The 25,338-nt window shown below is 70.7% G+C and carries 27 protein-coding genes; 11 read left to right on the plus strand and 16 right to left on the minus strand.

Annotation, left to right across the window (positions count from 1 at the left end; genetic code table 11):
• Positions 1-509 precede the first annotated feature (509 nt).
• Together AB0K67_RS36560 and AB0K67_RS36565 are read left to right on the plus strand one after the other, a co-directional pair.
• Positions 510-2,435 carry an AAA family ATPase gene (locus tag AB0K67_RS36560; protein WP_364069293.1) on the plus strand — a complete coding sequence of 642 codons (1,926 nt, stop codon included), beginning with the start codon at positions 510-512 and terminating at the stop codon, positions 2,433-2,435.
• Complete coding sequence (locus AB0K67_RS36565; RefSeq protein ID WP_364069295.1) at positions 2,432-3,934, plus strand: hypothetical protein; 1,503 nt, start codon at positions 2,432-2,434, stop codon at positions 3,932-3,934. Before AB0K67_RS36560 ends, AB0K67_RS36565 begins: the two co-directional genes overlap by 4 nt.
• 7 nt (positions 3,935-3,941) lie before the next feature.
• Here the strand turns inward: AB0K67_RS36565 and AB0K67_RS36570 are convergent, their stop codons facing one another.
• Entirely contained in the window at positions 3,942-4,136 is a 195-nt protein-coding gene (locus AB0K67_RS36570; RefSeq protein WP_364069297.1) for a hypothetical protein, read from the minus strand.
• Positions 4,137-4,532: 396 nt separating this feature from the next.
• Between AB0K67_RS36570 and AB0K67_RS36575 the strand changes: the two genes are divergently transcribed.
• A complete protein-coding gene (locus tag AB0K67_RS36575) occupies positions 4,533-5,321 on the plus strand; it encodes a hypothetical protein (protein WP_364069299.1) in 789 nt (262 codons plus the stop codon).
• A gap of 14 nt (positions 5,322-5,335) precedes the next feature.
• Here the strand turns inward: AB0K67_RS36575 and AB0K67_RS36580 are convergent, their stop codons facing one another.
• Entirely contained in the window at positions 5,336-5,761 is a 426-nt protein-coding gene (locus tag AB0K67_RS36580) for a helix-turn-helix domain-containing protein (protein WP_364069301.1), read from the minus strand.
• Positions 5,762-5,884: 123 nt separating this feature from the next.
• On the opposite strand from AB0K67_RS36580, the gene AB0K67_RS36585 reads away from it, so the two are divergent.
• Positions 5,885-6,751: an aldo/keto reductase family oxidoreductase gene (locus AB0K67_RS36585; RefSeq protein ID WP_364069303.1), complete on the plus strand. Its 867-nt coding sequence runs from the start codon at positions 5,885-5,887 to the stop codon at positions 6,749-6,751.
• A gap of 184 nt (positions 6,752-6,935) precedes the next feature.
• Here the strand turns inward: AB0K67_RS36585 and AB0K67_RS36590 are convergent, their stop codons facing one another.
• Both AB0K67_RS36590 and AB0K67_RS36595 read right to left on the minus strand, forming a co-directional pair.
• Entirely contained in the window at positions 6,936-7,859 is a 924-nt protein-coding gene (locus AB0K67_RS36590) for a hypothetical protein (RefSeq protein ID WP_364069305.1), read from the minus strand.
• Positions 7,860-8,103: 244 nt separating this feature from the next.
• Positions 8,104-8,757 (minus strand): methyltransferase domain-containing protein, encoded by a 654-nt coding sequence (locus tag AB0K67_RS36595; RefSeq protein ID WP_364069307.1) that lies wholly within the window; start codon positions 8,755-8,757, stop codon positions 8,104-8,106.
• A 112-nt stretch (positions 8,758-8,869) separates the two neighbouring features.
• Between AB0K67_RS36595 and AB0K67_RS36600 the strand changes: the two genes are divergently transcribed.
• The gene (locus AB0K67_RS36600; RefSeq protein WP_364069309.1) at positions 8,870-9,424 is read left to right on the plus strand and encodes a TetR/AcrR family transcriptional regulator; all 555 of its coding nucleotides are present in this window, start codon (positions 8,870-8,872) and stop codon (positions 9,422-9,424) included.
• A gap of 6 nt (positions 9,425-9,430) precedes the next feature.
• On the opposite strand, the gene AB0K67_RS36605 is transcribed toward AB0K67_RS36600, so the two are convergent.
• A complete protein-coding gene (locus AB0K67_RS36605) occupies positions 9,431-10,465 on the minus strand; it encodes a hypothetical protein (RefSeq protein WP_364069311.1) in 1,035 nt (344 codons plus the stop codon).
• A gap of 126 nt (positions 10,466-10,591) precedes the next feature.
• On the minus strand, positions 10,592-10,807 hold the full coding sequence (locus AB0K67_RS36610) for a hypothetical protein (RefSeq protein ID WP_364069313.1): 216 nt from the start codon (positions 10,805-10,807) through the stop codon (positions 10,592-10,594).
• A gap of 17 nt (positions 10,808-10,824) precedes the next feature.
• Here AB0K67_RS36610 and AB0K67_RS36615 point away from each other — a divergent pair, with 17 nt between their 5' ends.
• A complete protein-coding gene (locus AB0K67_RS36615; RefSeq protein ID WP_364069314.1) occupies positions 10,825-11,079 on the plus strand; it encodes a hypothetical protein in 255 nt (84 codons plus the stop codon).
• 116 nt (positions 11,080-11,195) lie between these two features.
• Positions 11,196-11,717 carry a hypothetical protein gene (locus AB0K67_RS36620; RefSeq protein WP_364069316.1) on the plus strand — a complete coding sequence of 174 codons (522 nt, stop codon included), beginning with the start codon at positions 11,196-11,198 and terminating at the stop codon, positions 11,715-11,717.
• Here the strand turns inward: AB0K67_RS36620 and AB0K67_RS36625 are convergent, their stop codons facing one another.
• Complete coding sequence (locus AB0K67_RS36625; protein ID WP_364069318.1) at positions 11,718-14,225, minus strand: cation-transporting P-type ATPase; 2,508 nt, start codon at positions 14,223-14,225, stop codon at positions 11,718-11,720. It abuts the gene before it with no gap.
• Positions 14,226-14,420: 195 nt separating this feature from the next.
• Here AB0K67_RS36625 and AB0K67_RS36630 point away from each other — a divergent pair, with 195 nt between their 5' ends.
• Positions 14,421-14,831, plus strand: a complete 411-nt coding sequence (locus tag AB0K67_RS36630) for an ANTAR domain-containing protein (RefSeq protein ID WP_364069320.1) — start codon at positions 14,421-14,423, stop codon at positions 14,829-14,831.
• Positions 14,832-14,839: 8 nt separating this feature from the next.
• On the opposite strand, the gene AB0K67_RS36635 is transcribed toward AB0K67_RS36630, so the two are convergent.
• From AB0K67_RS36635 to AB0K67_RS36655, 5 genes are all read right to left on the minus strand, one after another.
• Entirely contained in the window at positions 14,840-15,262 is a 423-nt protein-coding gene (locus AB0K67_RS36635; RefSeq protein WP_364069321.1) for a hypothetical protein, read from the minus strand.
• 778 nt (positions 15,263-16,040) lie between these two features.
• Positions 16,041-17,081 carry a zinc-dependent alcohol dehydrogenase family protein gene (locus AB0K67_RS36640; RefSeq protein ID WP_364069322.1) on the minus strand — a complete coding sequence of 347 codons (1,041 nt, stop codon included), beginning with the start codon at positions 17,079-17,081 and terminating at the stop codon, positions 16,041-16,043.
• A 96-nt stretch (positions 17,082-17,177) separates the two neighbouring features.
• On the minus strand, positions 17,178-18,074 hold the full coding sequence (locus AB0K67_RS36645; protein ID WP_364069323.1) for a universal stress protein: 897 nt from the start codon (positions 18,072-18,074) through the stop codon (positions 17,178-17,180).
• A gap of 60 nt (positions 18,075-18,134) precedes the next feature.
• Positions 18,135-19,211 (minus strand): PP2C family protein-serine/threonine phosphatase, encoded by a 1,077-nt coding sequence (locus tag AB0K67_RS36650; protein ID WP_364069324.1) that lies wholly within the window; start codon positions 19,209-19,211, stop codon positions 18,135-18,137.
• 190 nt (positions 19,212-19,401) lie between these two features.
• Positions 19,402-19,677: a DUF4342 domain-containing protein gene (locus tag AB0K67_RS36655; protein ID WP_364069325.1), complete on the minus strand. Its 276-nt coding sequence runs from the start codon at positions 19,675-19,677 to the stop codon at positions 19,402-19,404.
• Positions 19,678-20,000: 323 nt separating this feature from the next.
• On the opposite strand from AB0K67_RS36655, the gene AB0K67_RS36660 reads away from it, so the two are divergent.
• Complete coding sequence (locus tag AB0K67_RS36660; RefSeq protein WP_364069326.1) at positions 20,001-20,840, plus strand: universal stress protein; 840 nt, start codon at positions 20,001-20,003, stop codon at positions 20,838-20,840.
• 16 nt (positions 20,841-20,856) lie between these two features.
• Here AB0K67_RS36660 and AB0K67_RS36665 read toward each other — a convergent pair whose 3' ends face one another.
• Positions 20,857-21,192, minus strand: a complete 336-nt coding sequence (locus AB0K67_RS36665; RefSeq protein ID WP_364069328.1) for a metalloregulator ArsR/SmtB family transcription factor — start codon at positions 21,190-21,192, stop codon at positions 20,857-20,859.
• A gap of 84 nt (positions 21,193-21,276) precedes the next feature.
• On the opposite strand from AB0K67_RS36665, the gene AB0K67_RS36670 reads away from it, so the two are divergent.
• Together AB0K67_RS36670 and AB0K67_RS36675 are read left to right on the plus strand one after the other, a co-directional pair.
• Positions 21,277-22,371: an NAD(P)/FAD-dependent oxidoreductase gene (locus tag AB0K67_RS36670; protein ID WP_364069330.1), complete on the plus strand. Its 1,095-nt coding sequence runs from the start codon at positions 21,277-21,279 to the stop codon at positions 22,369-22,371.
• Positions 22,372-22,467: 96 nt separating this feature from the next.
• Positions 22,468-23,841 carry an FAD-dependent oxidoreductase gene (locus tag AB0K67_RS36675; protein WP_364069332.1) on the plus strand — a complete coding sequence of 458 codons (1,374 nt, stop codon included), beginning with the start codon at positions 22,468-22,470 and terminating at the stop codon, positions 23,839-23,841.
• Between the two features lie 213 nt (positions 23,842-24,054).
• Here AB0K67_RS36675 and AB0K67_RS36680 read toward each other — a convergent pair whose 3' ends face one another.
• The 3 genes from AB0K67_RS36680 to AB0K67_RS36690 form a co-directional block, all read right to left on the minus strand.
• Positions 24,055-24,648, minus strand: coding sequence for an N-acetyltransferase family protein (locus AB0K67_RS36680; protein WP_364069334.1), 594 nt, complete (start codon positions 24,646-24,648; stop codon positions 24,055-24,057).
• Between the two features lie 10 nt (positions 24,649-24,658).
• Entirely contained in the window at positions 24,659-24,973 is a 315-nt protein-coding gene (locus tag AB0K67_RS36685; protein ID WP_364069336.1) for a metalloregulator ArsR/SmtB family transcription factor, read from the minus strand.
• A 142-nt stretch (positions 24,974-25,115) separates the two neighbouring features.
• Positions 25,116-25,280 carry a hypothetical protein gene (locus tag AB0K67_RS36690; RefSeq protein WP_364069338.1) on the minus strand — a complete coding sequence of 55 codons (165 nt, stop codon included), beginning with the start codon at positions 25,278-25,280 and terminating at the stop codon, positions 25,116-25,118.
• Positions 25,281-25,338 lie beyond the last annotated feature (58 nt).

Consider the following 25,338-nt stretch of genomic DNA (forward strand, 5'->3'; position numbering starts at 1 on the left):
CGAGCAAATGACCGAGCCCAGCTTCGCCGAGCAGGTGATGACATGGCTGCCCGCCCTCGCCGCCGGGGCGGCGGTCGGCTTCGCGGCCGGCGTCGTGACCACTCTGATCATCATCAAGGCGAGGCGGAGGCGGGCTCTCCTGAACACGGGGACGCACTCTGCCGGACCTGCGCAGCCCGGGTGGCCGAACGGGCATCATTCACACTGAGCGCATTTGCCGGAAATTTTCCGTCTCTCATCAGCGACATCAACCGACTTAACAAGCTATTTCTTATAACGCGATAAAAGATCATCGCCGATGAAGCGGTCAGAAGACGGCCGGCGCATAGCGCCAGCTCAGTAAGCCGAGTCGCAGCCGGAACGATGCTCTCGAACTGACATGCGGCATTACAGGCCGGTCGCCGATGAATATTGGCGAATGGTCGACAAATATCACTTGTAGCACCGCGGAGTAGGTGAGTCCGGACGTAGCATGCTCACCACGGAATGGCGCTGCGGGAGAGTCGATCATGCGGTTGAAAGGCCGGCGAGGTGCGGTGACCCTGGTGCACGCGCTGTCCAAGCGCGATACCCCCCATGGGCCCGACAGACCGGTCCTGCTGCTGACCGGCCCTCGAGGAAGCGGCAAGACGGCCCTGCTCAACGGGATCGGGGAATATCTCGACGGCCGCCTGCCGTACGCGAAGGTCGATTTCGAGGAGCTGGCCAGGGACACCGTCTGCGACGTCCTCAACATGATCAGCATCGACTTCAACCGGCACGGCGCACCGTACGGCCGCATGGCGTTCCCCAGGCTGGTGCTCGGGCAGATCGCCATGGCCGAGCCCCGGCTGAACGAGGTGCGCGCCCTTGCCCGGCAGGAGCTGCAGGAACGGTTCGAGAAGTATCACCGGGTCGACGAGCTGCGGAAATTCTTCGCCCAGGCGGTGGGGACGCCGGCGTCCGGGGCCACACAAGGGATCGTCACCTCGGACCTGATCGACGCCGTGCTCGGCGTGGTGCTGATCGGGCTCAGGTCCTGGCGGGGGGCCCGCCCGGTGGTGATCGGCCCCGGTACGAGCTGGTACCGCCATCAGGACCGGGGCTTGGACCACGATCCCCTGGACGTGCTCATCGACCTGAACGCGTGGGCCCACGACAGGGACACCGCGGGCAACGGCGCGAAGGCCGATGAGCTCATGCTCTCGGCGTTCCTCGCCGACCTGCGCGCCGCGTTCCGGCGGCGGCGACGGCTGCGCGGGGCCGGTTATCGCTGCGTCATCATGCTGGACAACGCCGACACCAAGGCGGGACGAGCGTTCCTGGACGCCCTGATCTCCGCGGGCGAGCGCCAGGACACCATCATGGTGACCGCCACCACCCGCGGCCCGCTGACCACCGACGTGGCCGGATCGAACCGGCTGCTGCCCACGACGGAGACCGCGGACGTCGATAAGCGTTTAGACGCGCGGGACGACGCCGACGGCCACTGGTTCCCGGTACGTCTCGCCGACCTTACGACCGCGCACGTCCACGAGCTGGTCCGCGACCTGGACCTGCGCAGATGCAACGGCAAGCACGCCGAGATGGCCGTCTACGGCTTCACCCAGGGCCACGCCGGCGCCACAGCCCTGCTTCTCAGCGCCATCGCGCAGCACCAGGCCGACCCCATCGACCTCCGGCGGATCCTGGAGATGAGCCCGCAGACGGCGAGCGGGCCCCAGACGTATGGGGAACGGCTCCGCGGCATGCTCCTGGGCGACCTCCCCGACGCCGAAGCGGACCTCCTGGCCACCTGCGCCGCGGCGCGCGACATGGCAGAAGCGGTGCAGATGGCAGGGCAAGCCCCCTTGCCGGACGTTCGCGTCAAGCGCATCACCGACGCCGAGGTGTGGATGCCCGGAACGTCCACGGGCAGCCCGGTCATGCACCCGGTCGTACGGCGACTGCTGCTCCAGCGCCTCGCCGAGCGCGACCCCGGCGCGGAGAACGGCTGGACGACCGTGTACGGCTGGTTGCGCGGCAACGCCGAGAGCCACGGCGACACCACCGGCGAGCTGCACCACGCCCTCGCACTCGGCGAGGTCGAGCACGTCACCGAGGAGATGACCAGGCGGTTCCATCACCCCGACGTCCCGACGAAGACCTGGCTGGACGAGCTGAAGGCGGTGGTGGCGGCGCCCTGCCGTGCGCGTATCGAAGGACCTCCGCTCGACCACGTCAACGGCATGAAACGGTGGGCCGGGTACGAGCCGACGATCACCCACAGCGTGGCGACGCTGGTGGCGGGCCTGTGGGTGGCCAGCGAACCGCTGATCGACAGCCGGCGCGCGGCTCTGTACCAGCAGATAGAGAACGCCTTCTCCGAGCTGTCCGGCAAGTGCAGTAACGACTCGGAACCGCTGACCGCCGAGGCGGCGCGGTACGGAGCCCTGGCCACGAGGTGGGGTCGATGACGCAGACGCTGTTGCCGCTGGAGGAGAACCCGTGGCCCAGGCCGCCCCGCCGCAGGTGGGGCTGGATCGTCGCAGGGGTGTGCGCGGTGGTGCTGCTGGCCTATGGCGGGTTCCAGGTGGTCGATCACCTCTCGCGCTGCGCGCCGGGCGTGGCACGCGTCACGGTGGCCGCAGCCGGACGCGAGGAATGCGTGGGGATCAGCGACTCCTATGCGTTCGAGCCCCGGTTCCAGCATGTCGTGAACGCCCTGATCACAGAGAACGAGTTCGCCACGGCGGGCGGGGAGGGCACGTACGTCACGGTGGCGTTCGCCGCCGGCCTGACCAACCCGGACGGGCGGGTGGTCGCCGAGCTGGAGGGAGCCGTCGCCGGGCTGCGCCGGGCCAACCGCGAGAACCTCGTCGGCAGCAGACCCCTGATCAAAATGGTGCTGGCCAACATGGACAGCGAGCAGACCCACTGGCAGGAGGTCACCGACGACCTGCTCGAGATGGTGGACGGCCCCGACCGGCTGAGGGCCGTCGTGGGGCTCGGCTTGAGCAGCGACGAGGCGGTCAACGGCATGCGACGGCTGAGCGAGGCCGAGCTGCCCATGATCGCCGACGTCATGACCGCCGACGACATCACCAAGAAGCAGGCCAACGGCTTCGCGCGGGTCAACCCGACGGTCGGCGAGGAACTGGCGGCGGTGGCACAGTACGTGCGCACCACCGAGGAGCGCACCGCCGAGCAACGCAGCGCCATGATGGTGACCTACAGCGAGGAGAACGACCGCTACGCGGCAGCGCTGTCCAACGCCTTCAAGACTCGTTTCGGTGAACACTGGAAGCGCAGCGGACGGGTCAGCAACCCCTTCAGCCGGGACCCCGGCATCAACTTCGACCTCATCGTCGGCAGCCTGTGTGACGATGACTCGCCCGACCTCATCCTGTACGGCGGGCGCGGCAAAGACCTGCCGGCGTTCATCCAGTACCTCAGCCAGCGCAAATGCCACGACGACGAGGTCACCATCGTGACCGGCTCCGACGCGGCGCGCCTGCTCACCGACAGCCCGGAGAACAAGCCGGCCGTGGACGCCCTGTACTCCCAGGAGAAGCCGATCTCGCTGATCTACTCGCCGCTGGCCGAGCCCGCCGTCCTCCGCGGCGGCGCCGGGCAGCCTGCGGAGCCCCAGCTCGTCAAGCTGGAGCAGACCTTCAGGGACGTCGGCTTCGACCCCCGCCACCTGCGCACCGGCTGGGCGATCATGGCCCACGACGCCGTGCTGGTCGCCGCCCGGGCGATCCGGCTCGCGGCCCTGTCGAACCCCATCCCGCCGCCCCGCAAGGTCCGTGACCACATCTACTTGATGTCTCCCAAGGTCAACGGCGTGCAGGGGGCTTCCGGGCTCATCGAGATCGACCCGGAGACCGGCAACCGCCGCATCGAGCGGCTGCCCGTCCTGCGCCTGCTGCCGCGCGGCGAGCCCGAGATCCTCGGCCTGTACCCCGTACGCTAGGCGCCTCCTAGTCCTGCGCACGGGTCAGGAACGCCATGACGGCCACGGCGAGCCCGACAAAACCCGCGAATCCGCCCGCCCCGGTCAGCACGGCCACCGGAACGGCGGCACCGCCCAGCCAGGCCAGAACTCCGCCCGCGAAGGCGACGAAGAAACCGGCGGTAACGATCAGGGCGACCCACAGTCCCCGGTTGTTGTTCATGGCGTTCCTCACGTCGTCGTGAAGGGTCAAGGTCATCGAATGCCCGTTTCCAGGTAATGGAACGGCAAAGCGTGATCACGATGCCTTGCAGCGGTACGCGATCACCAGCAGGCAAAAAGGAGTCGAACGATGTCGATGCGGAGCGTAACGATCAGAACGGATTCGTTCCCCGGCGGAGGATGGCGTTCGGCTTCGTTCGGGCTCCTCCGATGTCCGTCTGGACATGCCGCGTGAGCTGGGGCGAAGCGGGGGAGGTCAGGCCGAACGACCTCGAATGAGTGATCGGCGCGCGCCTTGCACCGCATCGATGGCAGCATGATTGTCGTCACGATTCGTAGATCCCATTCGTCACGGCGTGACTCCCCCAGTAGAAAGATCACGAATCGATCGCCATCGATGACCCAACCGCACAACCCTGCGCACCGCGCTTTCATCGACCAGCTCAACCGGCTGCGCGAACAGGCGGGCAACCCGCCGCTGTCCCACCTGCGCAGGCTGTCGCGCAGACGGCTGCCCAACGGCAGAGAGGGGCGCGAGCTCGCGCCCAGCACCACGCAGGAGATCCTCAGCGGCAAACGCCGCCACCTGCCTCAGTGGAGCTGGGTCGTCTCGTTCGTCGCGGCCTGCCACGAGGCGGCCAGGGAAGGCAACCTCGACCTCGGCCCGATGGACCTGGCGGCCTGGAGCGCCCGCCTGCTCCACGCCCGGCACGGCGACCGCCCGGCCATCCGCTGCGCCCCCCTCGTCCCGGCCGGCCCCGATCAGCTGACCGCCGACGACATCGTCCAGTCCCACCTCGAGACCCACGGCCGCGTCGCCGCCCGCCTGGCCCGCGAGGCCATGAACGGCGACACCGAAGCCTGCTTCCACCTGGCGCTCTTCACGCTGCTGCGCGGCTGGAGCCTGGACGGCATGACCTGGCTCGCCCGCGCCGCCGACGCCGGCCACGAAGCCGCCCTGGAGCTGCAGAACGCCGACGACGTGCGCGCACAGGCCGCCGAGGTCGCCTACCGGCACGCCTGCGCCCTGGAGGCGGGCGGCCCCACCAGGGCCAGCATCGCCCGCTGCTTCTACCGGCTCGCCGCGGAAACCGGCCACCCCGGGGCGACGGCGAAGCTCAAGGTCGCTCCCGCCGCGGATGCTCCGCTGACCGCCTCCGACTTCGACCAGCCGTTGATGTCATGACGGGCGGGTGCAGGTCATGAGGTACGGGCGTCGTACTCCTCCCGGTTGGCGAGCACTTCGCCCATGTGCGCCTGGGCCCAGTGGCGGAGCCCGCGCGTCATCTCATGCAGCGACAGGCCGAGCGCGGTCAGCTCGTAGGTGACGGTGACGGGCACGGTCGGCGTCACCGTACGGGTGAGCAGCCCGTCGCGCTCCAGCGACCGCAGCGTCTGCGTCAGCATCTTCTGGCTCACCCCGGCCAGCAGCCGGGCCAGCTCCGAGTACCGCATCGCCCGCGGACCGGACTGCCCGGCGGCGTCGCCGCCCAGCGCGCACAGGATCAGCACGACCCACTTGTCCGCGATCCGGTCGAGCAACTGCCGGCTCGGACACGCGGCCAGGAACGCGTTGTACTCCATCTTGGCCTGCTCCCGCCGCTGCGCCGCGTTCGTCGTCGCCACCGATCGCCCCTCTCGCCTTCGGGTGGGTTACGCACTTTCAAGTGCCTACTTCCCTACAGGAAGCTGCTCTCCCATCCTGATGCACGAACGCGAAAAGCACCACGTACGACAAGGAGAGAAGGCGTGAGCACTTCCGCCCTGCCCGGCGGCACCTGGACCCTGGGGGACCTGACCGTCACCCGGTTCGGCTACGGCGCCATGCAACTGGCCGGCCCGTACGTCATGGGGCCGCCCGCCGACCGCGAGGGCGCCCTGGCCGTGCTCCGCGCAGCGGTCGACAGCGGCATCACCCACATCGACACCGCGCACGCGTACGGGCCGGGCTTCACCAACGAGCTGATCCGCGAGGCCCTGCACCCCTACCCGGAGTCGCTGCTCATCGCGACCAAGGTCGGCGCCACCCGCGACGCCCAGGGCGGCTGGCCGCCGGCCCGGCGCCCCATAGACCTGCGCCACCAGGTCTACGACAACCTCAAGTCCCTCAGGCTCGACGTCCTCGACCTGGTCAACCTCCGGCTCGGCAACGCCGAGGGCCCGCAGCGGGAATCGGTCGCCGAGGCGTTCGAGACGCTTGTGGAGCTGCAGCAGCAGGGCCTGATCCGCCACCTCGGGGTCAGCAACGCCACCGAGGAGCAGGTCGCCGAAGCCCGGAGCATCGCGCCGATCGTGTGCGTGCAGAACATGCACAACCTCGCCCACCGCCACGACGACAAGCTCGTCGACCGGCTCGCGGAGGACGGCATCGCGTACGTCCCCTTCTTCCCGCTCGGCGGCTTCACCCCGCTGCAGTCCTCGGCCCTTTCGGCGGTCGCCGCCCGCCGCGGCGCCACCCCGATGTCGGTCGCGCTCGCCTGGCTGCTCCAGCGATCACCCAACATCCTGCTCATCCCCGGCACGTCCTCCGCCGCCCACCTGCGCGAGAACATCGCCGGCGCGGGCCTGACCCTGACCCCCGAGGACATGGCCGAGCTGGACGCCATAGGCCGCTGAGCTCTTGTGCCGTCCAGGTGCCTGGAAAGCCCGACGATGCTCCCTCCAGGCACCTCATCGCGGTGGACGAGTTCGTGTACGAGTAAGCCATCATCGGCCCGCGTTCGGCCAGGACGGCAGTAGTCGAGCCCGTCTCGGGCATTCGCGATTCGGAGAGATTCCTGGTCCTGGGACCGCAGGCGACCTAGTGAACGCGCCGCCATTTGTAGCCGCTCTGCTCGTCACTCGTGTACGCGACAGTGTATTGAGACAGATCGGGGTTCCCTGCGGCGTCAACAAGTCGTGCCGTGACCCTGAAGGGTCGGCCATGATCGTCAATGACGATCTCGTGTTGGGTCCCGTGCGCTAGGGCGTCGATGACGAACCTGAACGAACATGAATGATCATTGGTTCTCGCGTAGAGGTACAGGACGCGGTCTTCGCCGCGCTTCAGGGAAATGGTCTTCTCGGCGAAGAATGGTCCTGCGAAGTCCCATTCATCAGTGATCTTCTGAGCGATGCTGACGCCGCCAGGAGTGTCCAGATCGAAGCCCAGGCGAGTCACGGGGTCATCTGCCCCGCCCGCCAGTGAATGGAAGAGCGTGCCGCGATAGGGGGGTGCGCATTTCTTGCGTGCCGATACCTGGGTGATGCGGACGCCGCTCTCGGGGGTCCCTTCTACCACGACCTTGACTCTCAGTACATTGATAGCGGCACTACCGTGTTCTTCGAACCAGGACTCGACTTCGCCGACTTCGCCTTTCTCTTCCAGTCGATTGAGCTCGTTCAGCTCTTGCGTGCTCAATCTCACCGGTTTCGGAAGAATGTAGTCACCTCCGCCTTCGAGATTCGGTTCGACCTCGACCAGGGTGACCGCTAGGGGTGCTCCCTCAGACGAGGGCGGAGGAGTAGGTGTGGGTGTAGGCGTGGATGTTGCGCTCGCTGGCGGCGGACTGCTCTGTACACTTTCCGGCTTCGCGTCGGTGGAACTTCCGCTGGCGCCGGACAGAAGCGCTATAGGCACGCTCAAGACGCCAGCGATGCTGCCGATGCCCTGCCACCAGTCCTTCCCAAGAAATCTGGTAACACCGCCCTTGCTCTTTTTCCGAGCGGTCTCGTCAGAGCTCATTCGTTGAACCGATCTACCTGAAGGTGAGGTTCGGCTGAAAGGCCGACTTCGACGGCGCGCCCGCGAGAGAGATGCGCCTCGGTAGATCGAGTTTAACTCCTGACGAGCAGGTCTACTGCGGATCCGTGCCCCACCCTGATTACGGGCCTGTGAATTCGGTATAAAGGGCCGCCCATGCGGTCGGCGGATCGTTGGAGTGATGCCGGGACATTGCCGCCAACAAGACGCCCTCTCTCTTATACGATCATTGCGGGCGGGTCGCGCGTACGTAATACATCATCAGGTTCGGCATCGGCCCCTCATCGTCCACGCGGAAACCGGCATCCGGGATCATCGTGCCGAGCAGGTCGCGAGGGTCGTGATGCATGGCGTGGCCGGTGACCGCGCCGACGAGGCGCCGGGCGACGGGGTTGGACGGCGGGCGGAACTCGGCGATGAGCAACCGGCCGCCGGGGCGCAGGACGCGGAACATCTGGCGCAGCGCCTCGGGCCTGGCGGCGGCGGGCATGTGGTGGATGGCCAGGCTGGAGACGACCAGGTCGAAGGAGCCGTCGGGGAACGGCAGGTTCTGGCCTTCGCCGACCACGTACGTGCAGTTCGACGGCGCCCGCCTGGTCGCGTACTCGATCATCGCGGGGGAGGCGTCGAGGCCGGTGACGTGGCCGCGCGGGACGACCACCGGCGCGATGATGCGGGTGAGGTAGCCGGTGCCGCAGCCCACGTCGAGTACGCGGTCGCCGATGCGCGGGCGCGCGACGGTGGCCAGGCGGGTGAAGGCGGCGCGGCGGCCGCCGAGGAACGCGATCGCCCCGAAGGCGTCGTAGAGGCGGGGGTGGTCGATGGTGCTGCCGGCGTGTGAGTGCTCGTGGTGGCCGCGCAGGAGTTCGCCCAAGCCCATGATCAGCTGCCTTTCCGAACGAGGTGTTCAGAAACGAATTGTGTGTCCATACTAGAGGGAGGTCAACGAACAGTTCGGCCGATGCGTGCCGTACGGAACAAGGGGCGGGAAAGTGTCCGGAGACCGGCGGGTGCGGCGGACACGGCGGCTCATCCAGGAGGCGCTGGTGGCGCTGATCCTGGAGAAGGGGTACGACGCGGTCACCGTCACCGACATCATCGAGCGCGCCGACGTGGGCCGCTCCACCTTCTACGCCCACTTCGCCGACAAGCAGGACGTGCTGTTCAGCAACCTCGACCAGCTCACCTTCCTCCACCCCGCGCCGAGGGACGACCCGGGGGAGCTGTTCGCGTTCAGCCGGCCGATGTTCGAGCACGTACGCGAGCAGGAACGGCTCGTACGCGCCCTGATGGGCAGGCGCGGCGGCGGCCTGGCGCACAGGCGCGGCGAGCAGCTGCTGGCCGCGCGGGTCAAGGACGAGCTCATCGCGGCGGGCGGCCGGGCGTCGGCCGCGCTCGACCTGCTGGTGACCTGCGTGGTCGGTGCGTTCATGGGACTCCTGCGGGCCTGGATCGACGGCGAGACCACCGCCTCGCCCGCCGAGCTCGACGCCGCCTTCCGCGCGGCCGTCCTGCCGGGGGTGCGGGCGGCGCTGAAGGAGACCTGAAACGCCCTATTCGGCGATCAGCTCGGTCATGGGGCGGCGGTGAGCGCGGGGCGCGATCCCGCCGTACCCCAGCCGCATGATCATCTGTGGGTGGCCGCGCCGGTGGCGCGGGTTACGGCGGCCTCGCATGTCACGCAGGTCGAGAGGCTGGTTCAGGTACGAGACCGAGATCCTGTGCCCGGCGGCGACCAGCAGCATGCGCTGCAGCGCTTGACCGGCCTGCAACCAGTCCACCGGCTCGTCGGCCGCGGCGGTGAGGACGGCGAGCTGCGGGCGCGGCTCGAAACGCGCGTATCCGACCTGGCAGCCGAAGTCGCGGACCGGGTCCACGTCCGGCACGTACGAGGACGGGTCCCAGGCCGCCAGCTCGGCCTGGTACTCCTCGTCGCGGTCCAGCTCGGCCTGCGCCACGGCCACGTGGCCGAGCAGGTCGACGGCCGCGCGCCCGCTGCGGAAGGAGAGCCTGGCACCCTCCAGCACCGCCGCCGTGCACAGCTCGGCCCGCACCGGCTCGGGGATGACCCGGTCGGCGAACGGGCCCCGGTACGTCCGCCGGACCCTGATCAGGTCGTAAAGACGCCGCGCCTCCTCCGCCGGCGAGGCCGAGGTTGACGCTGGGGCCTGGCCCGGAGCAGGAGTCGCAGCCGCAGCCGACGTTGCAGTCAGCTCCGGAGCCGCAGCGGGAGCTGAAGCCGGAGCCGAGATCGAGGCCGGAGCCGGAGCCGGGGCGGGCGGGGCGAGTGTCACGCGGGCCAGCAGCTCGGGAGCGCTCTTCGGGTCCGGCAGCAGCCGTACGGCGGGCTCGTACCCCATCGCCTGGGCGGCGATGCGCAGGTTGAACACCGCCGCCCCGCAGCTGATGTGCAGCCAACGCCCCTGCGGGTCCCTCATCCGCAGCCAGCGGTACCGGTCGGCGAGCACGTCGATGACGTCGGGACGGCGTACGGTGAAACGCCACGGCTGCGTGTTGAGCACCGAAGGCGCGGACCCGGCCGCGGCGAGCAACCGGCTGGCGGCGACTGCGGTGAGTGCGATGGGCATGTAGGTCCTCCTCGCACTTCAGGCTGCCGTGAGTCCCCGAGCCGCAGCAGGGTCGAAAGTCCCGCCGAAGGTCCTGATCGGCTATCCACGAAGGCGAGCGGCACGTCGCGGGCGTCCTAGAGAGGACTACACGGCCGCGGCGATGGCGGCGGCGATGAAGAGCACCTGCAAAGCGGTACGGGCGGGCAGCGGGGTCACCGGCTTGCCGGCGAGGGTGAGGCCGCGGCTGGCGGCGGAGACGTTCGCGGGGAACATCGCGACCATGAGCAGCGCGAGCCCGATCGCGGCCCACGGCGCCAGCGGCGGGATCAGCAGCCCGGCGGCGCCCGCCAGCTCCAGCACTCCGGCCGGTCAGGGCGATGAACGGAGCCATTCCGTCCTCCAATCTTGTCACCGGAAAGATTCGTGAACGGGCGGCGCACGTGCTCGCCACCAGCACCCGTAAGCTGTCGCCGAGCCCTGAGCACGACCGCCTGACCACCATCGCCGCCTGGTCGCTGGCCCACTGCTTCGCCGGGCTGCGGCTGAACGGCGCCCTGCCGGAGACCGCCCACGAGGACCCCGAGGCCCTGGCCCGCAACATGATCCGGCTCTTCTTCGACGACGCGCTCTGAGAGCCGGGAGAGGACCAAGGTCCCTCCGTACGGCGGCCGTCCGGCACTGCCCCCGACCAACCGCCAACCGTGTCATGGAGGGGACACGATGAACGACTGGAAGGGGAGGGACCGTCATGGCCGCCACGATCGACAGGCCCGCCACCACCGCCACCACCGAGGGACGCCGCCCGGTCGAGTACGTCTGGGCCGCCGCCAGGCTCGCGATCGGCTGGATCTTCTTATGGGCGTTCCTGGACAAGACGTTCGGCTGGGGTTTCGCGACCCCGCCGGGCAAAGCCTGGCTCGCGGGCGGCAGCCCGACGACCGGGTTCCTCAAGGGCACCGGCGACAACGCGCTCGGCGGCTTCTTCTCCGCGCTGGCGGGTCAGGCGTGGGTGGACTGGCTGTTCATGGCCGGGCTGCTCGGCATCGGCCTGGCGCTGATGCTCGGCGCCGGCACCCGCATCGCCGCCGCCACAGGCACGCTGATGCTGGTCCTGATGTGGGCGGCCGAGCTGCCCCTGGACACCAACCCGTTCATGGACGACCACATCGTCTACGCGATCGTCCTCATCGGCCTGGCCATGGCCGACGCCGGCGCCACCCTCGGCCTCGGCGGCCTGCCCATCGTGCGGCGCAACGCCTGGCTGAAGTAGTCACGAACGCGAGGGGTGCAGGATGCGGTCGAGGCGGGCGGCGACGTACCCCAGAGAGGACAGCACCAGCACGATCAGCAGGTCGCCGGGTGCGAGCGGCCGGGTGCCGAGCAGCTCCTGCAGCAGCGGCACGTACAGACCGGCGAGCTGGAGCACGAGCGCGCCCGCCACGGCGACGAGCAGCATCGGGTTGGCGAGCGAGCGCGGCCGGGTACGCGTCCCGAGCGCCACCCCGAGCTGGGTCGCCCCGAGCGCGAAGAACGCCATGCTCTGCCACGGCCGCCCGGTCGCCGAAGCCCACACCGCGACCCCGACAGTGACGGCGGTGAGCACGATGGCGATGCGGACGACCCGCTGCCACAGGCCCGCCCCCATGATGCTCTGGCCGGGCGGCCGTGGCGGGCGCGACATGGATCCGGGGATGACGGGTTCGCCGCCCAGCGCCACGCCGGGCAGGCCATGCGTGAGCAGGTTGATCCACAGGATCTGCGCGGGCAGCAGGGGGAGCGGCAGCCCGACGAACGGCCCCAGCAGCATCACCGCGATCTCCGCCGCGCCGCCGGACAGGCCGTAGACGAGGAAGCGGCGGATGTTGGCGTACACCCGGCGGCCCTCTTCGACGGCCGCGACGACGGTCTCCAGGTTGTCGTCGGCGAGCACGAGGTCGGCGGCCTGCCGCGCCACCTCCGTGCCCCGCCTGCCCATGGCGACGCCGATGTCGGCGCGGCGCAGCGCGGGGCCGTCGTTCACGCCGTCGCCGGTCATCGCCATGACCTCGCCACGGCCGCGCAGGCTCTCGATGAGGTCGAGCTTCTGCTCCGGCGTGGCCCGCGCGTAGACGGCGGCCGGTCCATCCTCGTCCACGAGCACGCCGGGCTCGCGGCAGTCCACGGCGGCGTCCCTGGGGCCGACGATGCCGAGGTCGGCGGCGATGGCGCGGGCGGTGCCCGGATGGTCGCCGGTGATGAGCACGGGCTTGATGCCCGCCTTCTTGCAGTCGGCCACGGCGCCGGCGGCGGCCGCGCGCGGCGGGTCCAGGATCGCGATCAGCCCGAGCAAGCTCAGCCCGCTCTCCCGTACGGGCGCCGGCACGGCGTCCAGGTCGGCGCCGGCGACGGCGAGCACGCGGTAGCCGTCACGGGCGTACCGGTCGGCGCGCTCGGCGGCCCGGGCCACCAGCGCGGGATCGTCGGTGAGCACGTCGGGGTGGAGCAGCGCCTCGGGCGCGCCCTTGCAGATGAGCCGGGCGCCGCCGTCCGGCAGCAGGTGCACGGTGGTCATCCGCTTGCGTCCGCTGTCGAACGGCAGCTCCGCCACCCGGGGGAACCGCCGCTGCAGGCCGGCGTGGTCGAGGCCGAGCCGGGCGGCGGCGGCGAGCAGGGCCGCCTCGGTCGGGTCGCCCAGCGCCGTCCACTCGCCGCCGCCCTCGTCCTGCGGCGGGCGCAGGTGGGCGTCGTTGCACAGCGCCGCCGCCTCCAGCAGCGCCCGGAACCGCGCCGGGTCTTCGGCGTCGATCGCGCCGTCGGGCGCGTAGCCGGAGCCGGTGACGGGGGCTTCGGCGTACGGGGTCCACAGGTGCCGCGCGACCATCCGGCCCTCGGTGAGCGTGCCCGTCTTGTCGGTGGCGAGCACGGTCACCGAGCCGAGCGTCTCCACGGCGGGCAGGTGGCGGATGAGCGCGTTCCGCGCCGCCATGCGGCGGGCCCCGAGCGCCAGGCTCAACGTCACCACCGCCGGCAACGACTCCGGCACCGCCGCGACCACCAGGCTGATCGCGGTCACCACCATCAGCTCCACCGGCTGGCCGCGTACCAGACCCAGCACCAGCACGAGCGCCGACAGCGCGACCGCGACACCGGCCAGCAGCCGCCCCACCCCGGCCAGGCGGCGCTGCAACGGCGTCAGCCCGCCGCCCTTGACCATGAGGGCGGCGATGCGGCCGCTCGCGCTCGCCGCGCCCGTCGCCGTCACCACCGCCCGGCCCCTGCCCCGCACCACCACGGTGCCGGAGGAGACCCGCGCGGCGACGCCCTTGTCCACCGGCACCGACTCGCCCGTCAGCGCCGACTCGTCCACCAGCAGCGCCGCCGACTCCACCACCTCGGCGTCCGCCGGCACGATGTCGCCCTCCGCCAGCACCAGCAGGTCACCCCGCACGACCTCGCTCGCCGGGATCTGCCGCTGCTGCCCGTCGCGTACCACGCGGGCCTCGGGCGTGGTGAGGTCGGCCAGGGCCGTGATGGCGCGGTCGGCGCGCACCTCCTGCGCCACGCCGACCGCCGTGTTCACCACGATCACCAGCATGATCACGACGGCGTCGGTCCAGTCGCCGGTGCCGATCGTCAGCACCGCCGCGACGAGCAGTACGACGATGAGCGGGTCGCGAAGCTGCGTGAGGACCCGCCGCCACAACGGGGTCGGCGGCTTGCGCGGGAGCACGTTCGCGCCGTCGCGCGCCAGCCGCGCGGCGGCCTCCGCCGACGACAGGCCAGAAGACGAGGTCGTCACGTTGCCGCCCTCCCTGCCCGCCGTACGCGTGTCCGTCAGTCCTAGTGTCGGCGCTGGCCGGCGCGGTGACCGGGTGCGGCACGCGCACCGGCCACAGTTCAGGCTCCAGGGCCGGTGCCGCGTGCATCAGAGGCGAAAGTCCCACCGGTCTGCAAGCTTTCAGCACTCAGTGACCGGTAGACGGTATTTCGTCCCATGCGGAAGCCGCCGTACCCGATCCTGACCGCCGAGGCGCGGCCCGCGCTCGCGGCGAGCGCGCACGGCGTGCTGACCCCGCGGGCGCGGCACGAAGGCGCAGGGTCGGGGCGACGCGTCCTGTCCGGGCAGCCGCAGCGGGCGCCGACCAGCCGGGTCGTCATCGACCAGGCCAAGAACGTGCTCAGCGAGCGGCACGGGCTGCCCATGGACCGGGCCTTCGCCCTGCTGTGCCGGCTCGCCCGCAGCCATCACCGCAAGCTGACCGGGCCGGCGCAGGCGGTGGTGGACCGCACGGCCGCCCCCGCCCGGAGACCCCGCGCGCATCCACCCTCTGACCGGCGGGGCCGGGAAGCCGAGGGCCCGGCCGGATCGGTTGATCCGGCCGGGCCTCGCGCGCACTGCGCCTGACGGAATCGCTAGGAGATCGGCGTGTAAACGCAGGGCAGTCCCATGCGCGAGTACGTACCGTCGGCGTTCTTCCGATAGGCCTCGACGCAGAACTGGCTGCCGTTGGCGAAATTGCGTCCGATCTTCCGGTAGTGAATGAGGCTGTGCGAGTTATCGCGGTCCGCCGTGTTGTACGCGAATCCCGGGCCCCAGAGGCGGAAGTGGCCATAGAAGCTGAGCACAGACCACATATTCGTATAGGCCTGGATCTGATCCACCCGGCCGCCACTGCCGATGATCTTGACGCAGGCGTAGCCGTTGCAGCCGCTGTTGTCGGCCGCGTGGGCCGGCGAGGCGAGTCCCAGACCGGCGATGAGGACCGCCAGGCACGTGGCGAGGGCGGCGGCGATTCTGGACGAACGTCTTTTCATGACTGGCTCCATTTCCTTCATCTGAAAGTTCCTGGCGGAAAGGAATCGAGGTTGTGCCGTCCACCTCCAAGCGGTGCGGGCCGGCCGCGCGGCAGTGCCCTTCACCATCGAGTGCGTAGTGCAAGTGTCGATGGGGGCATACGCATGATCCAGGGCATTGCCCGGACATTCACCGGCACTTCGCAGGACAGCCGGATCTCTGCTTTCTGATAGCGTTTTTCGCGTTACTGTGGTATTGGACTGCCTGCCGTCACGGCCGGTGGGGTGGAATTTCCGCGGTAATACCGGTCGCCGGCTGAATGGCGCGATGAAATGGACGTGTGCCCACCGGTTCTCCCCCGCGCGGCCTCCTCGCGTGCCGCCGCGCGTGATCCGCTTCACGCCCGCCACCGCCCGGGCCCGCAGGGCCGCCCGCGACATGCCGCCGCCTGAACCTGAGGCGGTCGGACGGGCCCCTGTCCCATCCGCGTCCTCGTGGCTCCGCATCCGGTGGCGGCTCGCCGGCGCGGGCCTGGCCACGGCGGTGATCGGCGGCGTCGGTTCACCGGCCGGGGTCTGTGGTACACCGCCCGCACGGTGGAGACCGCCCAGCGAAGCCAGATCACCGACCGCTACACCGAGGCCGTCAGGCAGCTCGGCTCCTCCGAGACCGACGTGCGGCTGGGCGGCGTGGACCGCCGGGGTCTGGGGCAGCCGGATTCCCCTTCGGCTCCTTACCCTCCGCGAGACGCGGCGAGTCCGGCCGTGCCGGTGGTCCGTGCCTGGCGTGCTGAAGGAGGCCGAAATCCCCGCGAGGAAGTCAGCTCCGGGACAGCACCACCTTCAGCGCACCGGTCGCCGCCGCGCCGGCGAAGGCGTCGTACGCGGCCGGCATGTCGTCCAGCGTGAAGCGGTGCGTGATGAACCCGGTGGGGTCCAGCCGCCCGGCCGCGACCATCTCCAGCAGGTCCGGCGTGGAGAAGGTGTCGACCAGGCCGGTGGTGATGGTCAGGTTGCGGATCCACAGGTCCTCCAGGTGCAGCGTGGCCGGCCGCCCGTGCACCCCGACGTTGGCCACGTGACCGCCCGGGCGCACCAGCCTCGTGCACAGCTCGAACGTCTCCGGCAGGCCCACGGCCTCGATGGCGACGTCCGCGCCGAGCCTTCCGGTCAGGTCGCCGACGGCGGCGGCCGGGTCGTCACCGGCGCCGACGGTCACGTCCGCGCCGAGCCGCTTGGCGGCCTCCAGCCGGGCCGGCGCCAGATCGACCACGACGATGTGCGCCGGAGTGAAGAGCTGCGCGGTGGTGATCGCGGCCAGGCCGATCGGTCCCGCGCCGACGATCACGACCGTGTCGCCGGGACGGACGCGGCCGTTGAGCACGCCCACCTCGTACGCGGTCGGCAGGATGTCGGCCAGCATGAGCGCCGCCTCGTCGGAGACCCCGCCGGGCAGCACGTGGGTGGAGGTGTCGGCGAACGGGACGCGCACGTACTCGGCCTGCGTGCCGTTGATCCGGTGGCCGAGGATCCACCCGCCGCCGCCCAGGCACTGGCCGTACGCGCCCGTGCGACAGTAGCGGCAGCGCCCGCACGCCGAGATGCACGACACCAAGACCCGGTCTCCCGGCTTGACCGCCGTCACCGCCGCACCGATCTCCGTCACCGTGCCGACCGCCTCGTGCCCGAGGATCGTCCCCGGCCGCACGGCGGGCACGTCGCCCTTCAGGATGTGCAGGTCGGTGCCACAGATGGTGACCGCGTCCACCCGTACGATCGCGTCCGTCGCCTCGGCCGGGCGAGGAACGGGAACGTCCGTCCACGAACGCCGGCCCGGCCCCTCGTAGATGAGCGCCTTCATCGTGCCTCCTCGTCGGTTCCCCCACGCTCGCCCGCGCCGCCCGTACGCGGCCAGGGACGAAGGTCCCGCAGGTCAGAGCATTGGACCCCGGCAGGCTCAACCCGGCGGAATGCGCGGATTCAGCACGGTCGCCGGGGTCACCGCCACCGGACACCACGATTCCAGCAGCGCCGTCTGCGTCACCCGCCCGAGCAGCATGCAAGGCGGGCACTCGTTGCCCCGGTTGCCGAGCACGAGCAGCGTGGCGTCCCTGGCCATATCGATGAGCACCCGCTGCGGCCGTTCGGTCACGAACTCCGTGAACACCGTCACGTCCGGACGCCTGCGGGCCAGATGCGAGACCACCTCGCGGAAGCGGGCCTCCGCGCCGGTGCGCAGGGCATGCGAGTTCACGAACGGCAGCGGCTCCTGCCAGGACGCCGACCCGCAGTCCGTCCAGCAGCACAGCGCCGACACCGTGCAGCCGCGCAGCGCCGCCTCGTCGAGCGCGAAGTCGAAGGCGGCCAGGCTGGGCGGCGAGCCGTCCAGGCCGACCACGATCCGCGCCTCCTCGCCGCTCGGCCGATACGGCGACGGCCGTACCACGATCACGGGCCTGGAACTGTGCGCGGGCACCTGCACCGCCGCCGACCCCACCTGCAGCCCCTCGAACCCGCCCTGACCGCGCGCTCCCAGAACCGTCAGCTCCGCCTCGGATGCGGCGCGCAGAAGCACCGCCGACGGCGTGCCGCTGCCCAGCATCGACTGCACGTCCAGCTCTGGCGCGAGCTCCTTGGCGCGGCGCACGCCCTCCTCCACGATGCTCAGCGCGACGTGCTCGATCTGCTGGAAGACGTCCTGGGGGACGGTCCTCGGCAGGTACGGCCAGTGCAGGGCGTGGCAGACCAGCAGCGGCAGCCCGCGCAGCCGGGCCTCCTCGACCGCCCACACCAGCGCGTCCCGGCTCTCGGGGTAGTCGTCGTAGCCCACCAGAACGGGACGCTCACCGCTCACTGACTTCCTCCAGGGACTGGCCTCGCCGGTTGCCCCTTCCCATAGGTCCCTGGATGAGCGTCACAGGTGAGAAAAGTGTTGGTCTGTCTCGCTTGCCGCGGCTTTCCCGGTTGGCAGGCGGTGAACCGCGACCATGGCGGCATCGTCGTCGAGCCGCCCGCCCGTGTAGTCGAGAAGATCGTCGCACAGCCGCTTGAGCAGACCTTCCGGGGTCTCCTGCGTCCAGGCGGCGACCCGTTCCTGCAGCGGATAGAAGACGCCGGAGGCGTCGCGCGCCTCGGTGACGCCATCGGTGTGGAGCAGCAGCAGATCCCCCGGCTCGAACCGGAACGAACAGACACACAACCGCTGGCTGCTGAGGTCCCCCAGGCCCAGGGGAGGGGCCGGAGGATCGCACGGCAACAGGATGACCTCGCCGTGGTGGATCAGCAGCGGCGGCGGATGGCCGCAGCTCACCACGCTGAGCACCGGCTCATCATCCGGGAACTCGAGCACGGCCGCGGTGACGAAGCTCTCCTCTTCCGCCGGGCTCTCCTCGGCGAACCGGTACGGGGTGAACTCGGCGCTGTCCTCCAGATCCGCGACGAGCTCGGCCAGGGACAGATCCCGGCGGGCCGCCTCGCGGAACGCGCCCACGAGGGCCGCCGCATCGGCGATGGCCGGCAGCCCCTTGCCGCGGGCGTCGCCGATGAGCAGGCGGGTGGCGCGCGCGGTGCGTACCGCGCCGTACAGGTCCCCGCCGATCCGGGCCTCCGCCGCGGCGGCCAGATAGACGCTGGCGAGCCGGAGCGGCCCGAGCGCCCCCGGCAGCGGACGCAGCAAGGCCAGCTGCGCGGCTTCCGCCACCGACCGCACCTGCGCCAGGACCCGTCTCTCCCGGTTCCGCAGGTGGCAGAACAGCACCACGAACACCGAGACCACCGCGATGGCGGCCAGTTCGGCCTTGATGCTGTCGGTGCCCAGCGTCCCGCTCTGGAGGGCGATGAACGCCTCGCCCGCCAGCGCGAGCAGCCCGATCACGGCGGTGAACCCGGCACCGGCGAAGGACGCCGAGATCGCGGGCGCCGCCACCAGCAAGGCCCCGAAGTGGATGCGGCTGGGGGACAGCAGATCGGCGGCAGTGATCACCGCGATCATGCCGAGCGGGATGACGGCCAGCGCACGATTGTGCGTCGGTTTCTGTCTCCCTATGTGCGGGTTGTCCCCGTATGCCACATCTTCTGTTTACCCGTGGTGAACATGCGCACCGAGCTGCCGTGACCAGGACTTGGGGGCCCGCAGGGGAAGGCTTGGGGCCGCGCGCCGTATCAGGCGGGCCCCGGCGGCGTCACCGCTCGGCGTCCGCCCTGAGCCCGTTCTCCACCTCCTGAGCCGGTTGCTCGATGTCGATGGTCCAATGGGCGGCCACAGCGGCCAATCCCGCCACCACCGTGAGGAACGGCGCCGCCACGAACGCCACGGCCCCCGCCGTCAGCGGAACGTTCAGCACCGTGCGCCCGCGCGCGTCCCTGATGATGATCCGCCGCACCTTGCCCTCGTGCAGCAGCGTCTTGACCGTGTCGGCGAGCCTCCCGCTGGTGAGGCCATGCTCGGCGACGCTCATGGCGACGTCCCCCTATCACCATGAACGGCCCGGCACCGGCGAGCCGGCCACCGCGCTGATGTCGCGCTGCGTCCACCGCTTGGCTTGCATCGTCAGCCCCCTTCAACGTTCTCCTTCCACCCCACCTCGTCAGCCAGGCGAGGAGACAGGGGCGAACGTCCCGGCGCCGCCGTGACGAAGGGCCGGCCCGACGGGAGGGGCGGGACCTGCGTACCGCACGATCCGGGACCAAAGGCACACGCTCCCGTGACCTCCTCCCGCAGCGCCGTTCACCAGCCTCGATGGAAGCTGAAAGTGAGGGATCGAACGGTGAGGAGAGGGCGATGTCGAAGCAGATCGTGGTCGGCGCGGACGGCTCGCCCGCGGCAGCGGCGGCGGTGGAATGGGCGGCCGACGACGCCACGCGGCGCGGGCTCGACCTGCGCATCGTGCACGTGTGCGAGCAGTGGTCGCACAACCAGGGCGTCGAATATTGCGAGGGCGCGCTCGAAGCCGCCGCCGACATCGCCCACGGCCTCGCCGCCGGCGTCAAGGTGACGACCGAGCTGCTGACCGGCAACGTCGTCGAGCGGCTGATCGCCGAGTCCACGACGGCCGACAGCATCGTGCTGGGCAGCCGCGGCCTCGGCGGGTTCACCGGCATGCTGCTCGGCTCCGTCAGCACCGCGGTGGCCGGGCACGCGGCCGGACCGGTCGTGGTCGTCCGCGCCCCGCACCCGGTGGAGCACGGCCGCGTCGTGGTGGGCTACGACGGCTCCGATCACGCGCGGGCGGCCATGGAGTACGCCGTCGAGCAGGCAAGGAGCCGCCGGGCGAGGCTGCACGTGGTCACCGCCTGGCAGGTGCCGCCGTTCTCCCCGTACGGCGTCGCCTACGGTCAGCTCGTCGAGCAGATCATGGAGGAACTGCCGCGCCGGGCACGCGAACTGGTCGAGCCTTGGCGCACCGGCAACCCCGACCTGGTCGTGACCGACGAGCAGCAGTGCGACCACCCCGCCACCGCCCTGGTCAGGGCGGCCGAGACCGCCGACCTCGTCGTGGTCGGCTCGCGCGGGCGCGGCGGCTTCGCCTCGGCGCTGCTCGGCTCGATCAGCCACGCCGTCCTGCACCACGCGACCTGCCCGGTCGCCGTGGTCCGTCCTCCCGCCGAGAAGGACGCGTGATCGCCTGCCCAGCCCGTCAGCAGCAGAAGCGCAGGTAGTCCCGCAGGTCGTCGAGGATGCGGGCGACGCTGTCGCGGTCGCCCCGGTACAGCACCTCCTTGCCGGCGCGGCGTGAGGTGACGATGCCGCCTCGCCGGAGCAGGGCGAGCTGCTGGGAGGCGGCCGATTGGCTGATGCCGGCGCGTTCGGCGACCTGGTTGACCGACAGCTCGGCGCCCTGGGCGAACAGCAGCATGATCTGCTGACGGCTCTCGTTGGCCAGGGCTTTGAGGAAGTCCTGAGCGGCCTGCGGCAGCCGCGGCGCGCACGTGGCGCCCGCTGTCGCCTCTGACGGTGTCGTGGTCTCGCTCATGCCTGCTCCCTCCCGATACCACCCGCAGCTTACCCCTCGTACCAAATTATTGACATATTAGAAAATGACGGTACGTTCTGCCGCATGCCGAACGACTCCATCCTGATCGTCGGAGCCGGGCAGTCCGGCCTGGCCGCCGCGCACGCCGCCCTGGAGCAGGGCCTGCGGCCCGTGCTGCTGGAGGCGTCGGACCGCCCGGCCGGATCATGGCCGCGCTACTACGACAGCCTCACCCTGTTCTCGCCCGCCCGCTACAGCAGCCTGCCCGGCATGCCCTTCGGCGGCGACCCCGAACGCTACCCGCACCGAGACGAGGTCGTCGCCTACCTGGAGCGCTACGCCACCGCCCTGGTCGAGCGCGGTGCCGAGCTGCGCACCGGCTCCCGCGTCAGCGCCGTGAAGCCCAGCGCGGGCGGCTTCCTCGTACGCCTGGCCGATGGGCAGGAGTGGACCGCCCCGGCCGTCATCGCGGCCAGCGGCTCCTTCGGCCGCCCGCACCGGCCCGGCCTCCCCGGCCTGGACACCTTCACCGGAGGTCCGGTGCTGCACGCCGCCGACTACCGCTCGCCGTCCTCGCTGCCGGGCGAGCACGTCGTCGTGGTCGGGGCGGGCAACTCGGCGGTCCAGATCGCGTACGAGCTGGCCGCCGAACGCCGGGTGACGCTGGTCAGTCGGGCGCCCATCCGCTTCGTCGAGCAGCGCCCGCTGGGCCGGGACCTGCACTTCTGGTTCCGCGTCACCGGGTTCGACCGGCTGCCCCTGGCCCGCGCGCAGATGCCGCCGCCGTCGCCCGTCCTCGATGACGGCCGCTACCGCCGGGCGCTGCGCGAGGGTCGTTACGTGCGGCGGGCGATGTTCACCCGGCTGGACGGCGATCACGCGATCTGGAGCGACCGCCGGCGCGAGCGGGTCGATGCGGTGCTGCTGGCCACCGGGTACCTGCCGGACCTGCCGTACCTCGCCGACATGGGCGCGCTGGACGCCGAGGGGCGGCCGCGCCAGCGCCGCGGCCTGTCGCCGACCCATCCCGGCCTGGGCTACCTGGGACTCGAGTGGCAGCGTACGCCGTCATCCAACACGCTGCGCGGAGTCGGGGCGGACGCCCGTCGCGTCGTCGCCGCGCTGACCCGCCAAGTGCGCGGAGCTCGTCAGGGCGCTCGCACCTCGCTATTTAGATGAACATCTAATTTGACATCTCTCTAATTCGACGGGCATGCTGCCGGTGAGCGCTGCTTAGATATCTTTCGAAGCAAACTGCCGATGAGGAGAAGCACCATGAGCGGATGCCGCGGTCCCGCCCCCGTCGAGCGGGAGCCGAGCCGCCAGGCCCGGCAGCCCGATGACCTGCCCATCGCCGTCATCGGGGCAGGCCCGATCGGCCTGGCCGCGGCGGCCCATCTCACCGAACGCGGCCTCGACTTCGTGGTGCTGGAAGCGGGGGAGCGGGCGGGCGCGTCGATCGCCCAGTGGGGGCACGTACGGCTGTTCAGCCCGTGGACGTACGACATCGACCCCGCCGCCCGCCGCCTGCTGGAGGCCGACGGCTGGAGCGCGCCGGACCCCGACTGGCTGCCCACCGGCGCCGAGCTCATCGACTGCTACCTGGCTCCGCTGGCCAAACTGTTCGGCGACCGGATCCGTACCGGAGCGAAGGTGACGGCGATCAGCAGGCTCGGCTACGACCGCGTCCGTACGGCGGGCCGCGAGCAGGCGCCGTTCCTGATCCGCCTGGCCGACGGCGGCGAGCTGCACGCCCGCGCCGTCATCGACGCCTCCGGCACCTATGCCACCCCGAACGTCCTCGGCGCGTCCGGCCTGCCCGCCCACGGCGAGGCCGACGCCGGTGATCTGATCGACCACGCGCTGCCCGACGTCCTCGGCGCGGACCGCGACCGGTACGAGGGCAGGCACGTTCTGGTGATCGGCGCGGGTCACTCGGCCGCCACCACCCTGCTCGGCCTGGCCGAGCTGGAGGACACCTCGATCACCTGGGCGATCCGCGCGAGCAGCGCCGCCCGTACGTACGGCGGCGGCGAAGCGGACGCGCTGCCCGCGAGGGGAGCGCTCGGCACCCGCCTGCACGCCCACGTCGACAGCGGCCGCATCCGCCTGCTGACCGGCTTCTTCACCCACGCCATCGAACGCGAGGGCACGCGGGCACGGGTGATCAGCCGCACCCCTTCGGGACACGAACAGTCGGTTCTCGCCGACCGCATCGTGGCCGCCACCGGCTACCGTCCCGACCACACCATCGCCGCCGAGCTCCGCCTCGACCTCGACCCCGTCCTCGGCTCCACCCGCGCACTCGCCCCGCTCATCGACCCCAATCAGCACTCCTGCGGCACCGTCCCGCCGCACGGCGCGGACGAACTGGCGCATCCCGAGCCCGGCTACTACGCCATCGGCGTCAAAAGCTACGGCCGCGCCCCCACGTTCCTGCTGGCCACCGGCTACGAACAGGCCCGCTCGGTGGTCGCCGCCCTCGCCGGAGACCGGGAGGCTGCCAGGAACGTACAGCTCGACCTGCCCGAGACCGGCGTGTGCTCCTCCAGCCTCGCCGAGGCCCAGGAGCAGCGCGTCAGCCTCTCCGCCGGAATCGGCGGCACCCCGCTCCCGCTGGCGACGTCCCAAGGCGGCTGCTGCGGGTGACGTGAACAGCGCGAAGGCCCCCGCCGGATCGGCGAGGGCCTTCGTTCACGTATGCGTACCGGTGTGCGTGTCGCCTCTCGGCGAAAGGCTCAACGCGGCTCCAGCCGAACGGTAGTCCGCGAAGGCAATAGGTGAGGCCCGGGGACACTGGGCACACCGGCCACGATCCATGTAACCACGACAGGCCGCACGATGTTCCCGAAAGGAACGAAATCAGGTTCCGACCACCGGACTGCGCCGCTCCACCATCAGCACGTCCCGCCACACGCCGTGATGGCGGGCGATGCGCTCGCGGGTCCCGACGACGCGGAACCCGAGCGCCTTGTGCAGGGCCAGGCTGGCGGCGTTCTCAGGGAAGATGCCGGACTGGATCGTCCACACGCCGGCGTTCTCGGATGCGGCGATGAACGCCGTCATCAGGGCGCGGCCGATGCCGTGAGCCTGGCAGCCGGGGTGGACGTAAACGCTGTGCTCGACCACCCCGGCATAGACGCTCCGCGCCGAGACCCGCGAGGCCGCCACCCAGCCGAGCACCTCGCCCGAATCGGCGTCGGCCGCCACGTACCGCAGATGCGGCAGCCGGCTCGCGGTGAAGACCTCCCAGCTCGGCGCGACGGTCTCGAAGCTCGCGTCGCCGGTGTCCAGCCCGGCCTGGTAGATCGCCAGCACCTCAGCCGCGTCGCCGTCGCGCATCGGCCGGATCTCCATGCCCGGCCCCATGCGAGCCTGGCCGGTACGCAGCTCCGCGACGGCACCCGGATCGCCGCACGCGAGATCGGCGGGAAGCGCGGTGATGTCGTCCGTCATGGAGATCTCCTCACTCACAGACCGGCGCGGGCGGCACCGGCTTGCCCATCACCACGTCCGCCGCGGTGGGGAAGCAGCTCACGCAGTTCTCGTTGATCCGGTAAAGGCTGGACGTCCCCTGCCGCTCCACCAGCACGAACCGCACCTCGGACAGGATCTTCAGGTGATGCGACACCGTGGACTGCCCCACCCCGGACGCGGCCACGATCTCGCCCACGCTCATCGGTTCGCGCCGCCGTGCCAGCAACGACACGATCTGGATCCGCGTCGCGTCGGCCAGCGCCTTGAACCAGCTCGCGTACTCCTCAGCCTCCGCACGGGGCAACGGCCCTTTTTCCTCCTTCATCGACAATCGACGATATTCGATGAAGGAGGAATGGGGAAGCCTCCGGAGCGTGGACCGGCCGGATCGCGGTCGGTGGCCGCCTTCCCGCGAGCCCTTCCGGTGCCGGCCGGTCATGGCCGGGTCACTGTCCCGGCAGTGCCTGAAGCTTGGCGGCGTCGATCTCGACGTACTCGACGATCGCGCCGCCGGGATGGCGGACCGTCAGGTTGCGGCCGGTGGGGACGTCGTTGGGGCCGTCGAGCGTCTCGCCGCCTTCCCGCGAGCCCTTCCGGTGCCGGCCGGTCATGGCCGGGTCACTGTCCCGGCAGTGCCTGAAGCTTGGCGGCGTCGATCTCGACGTACTC

The sequence above is a fragment of the Nonomuraea sp. NPDC052634 genome (assembly GCF_040678535.1).
Classification (GTDB): domain Bacteria; phylum Actinomycetota; class Actinomycetes; order Streptosporangiales; family Streptosporangiaceae; genus Nonomuraea; species Nonomuraea fastidiosa.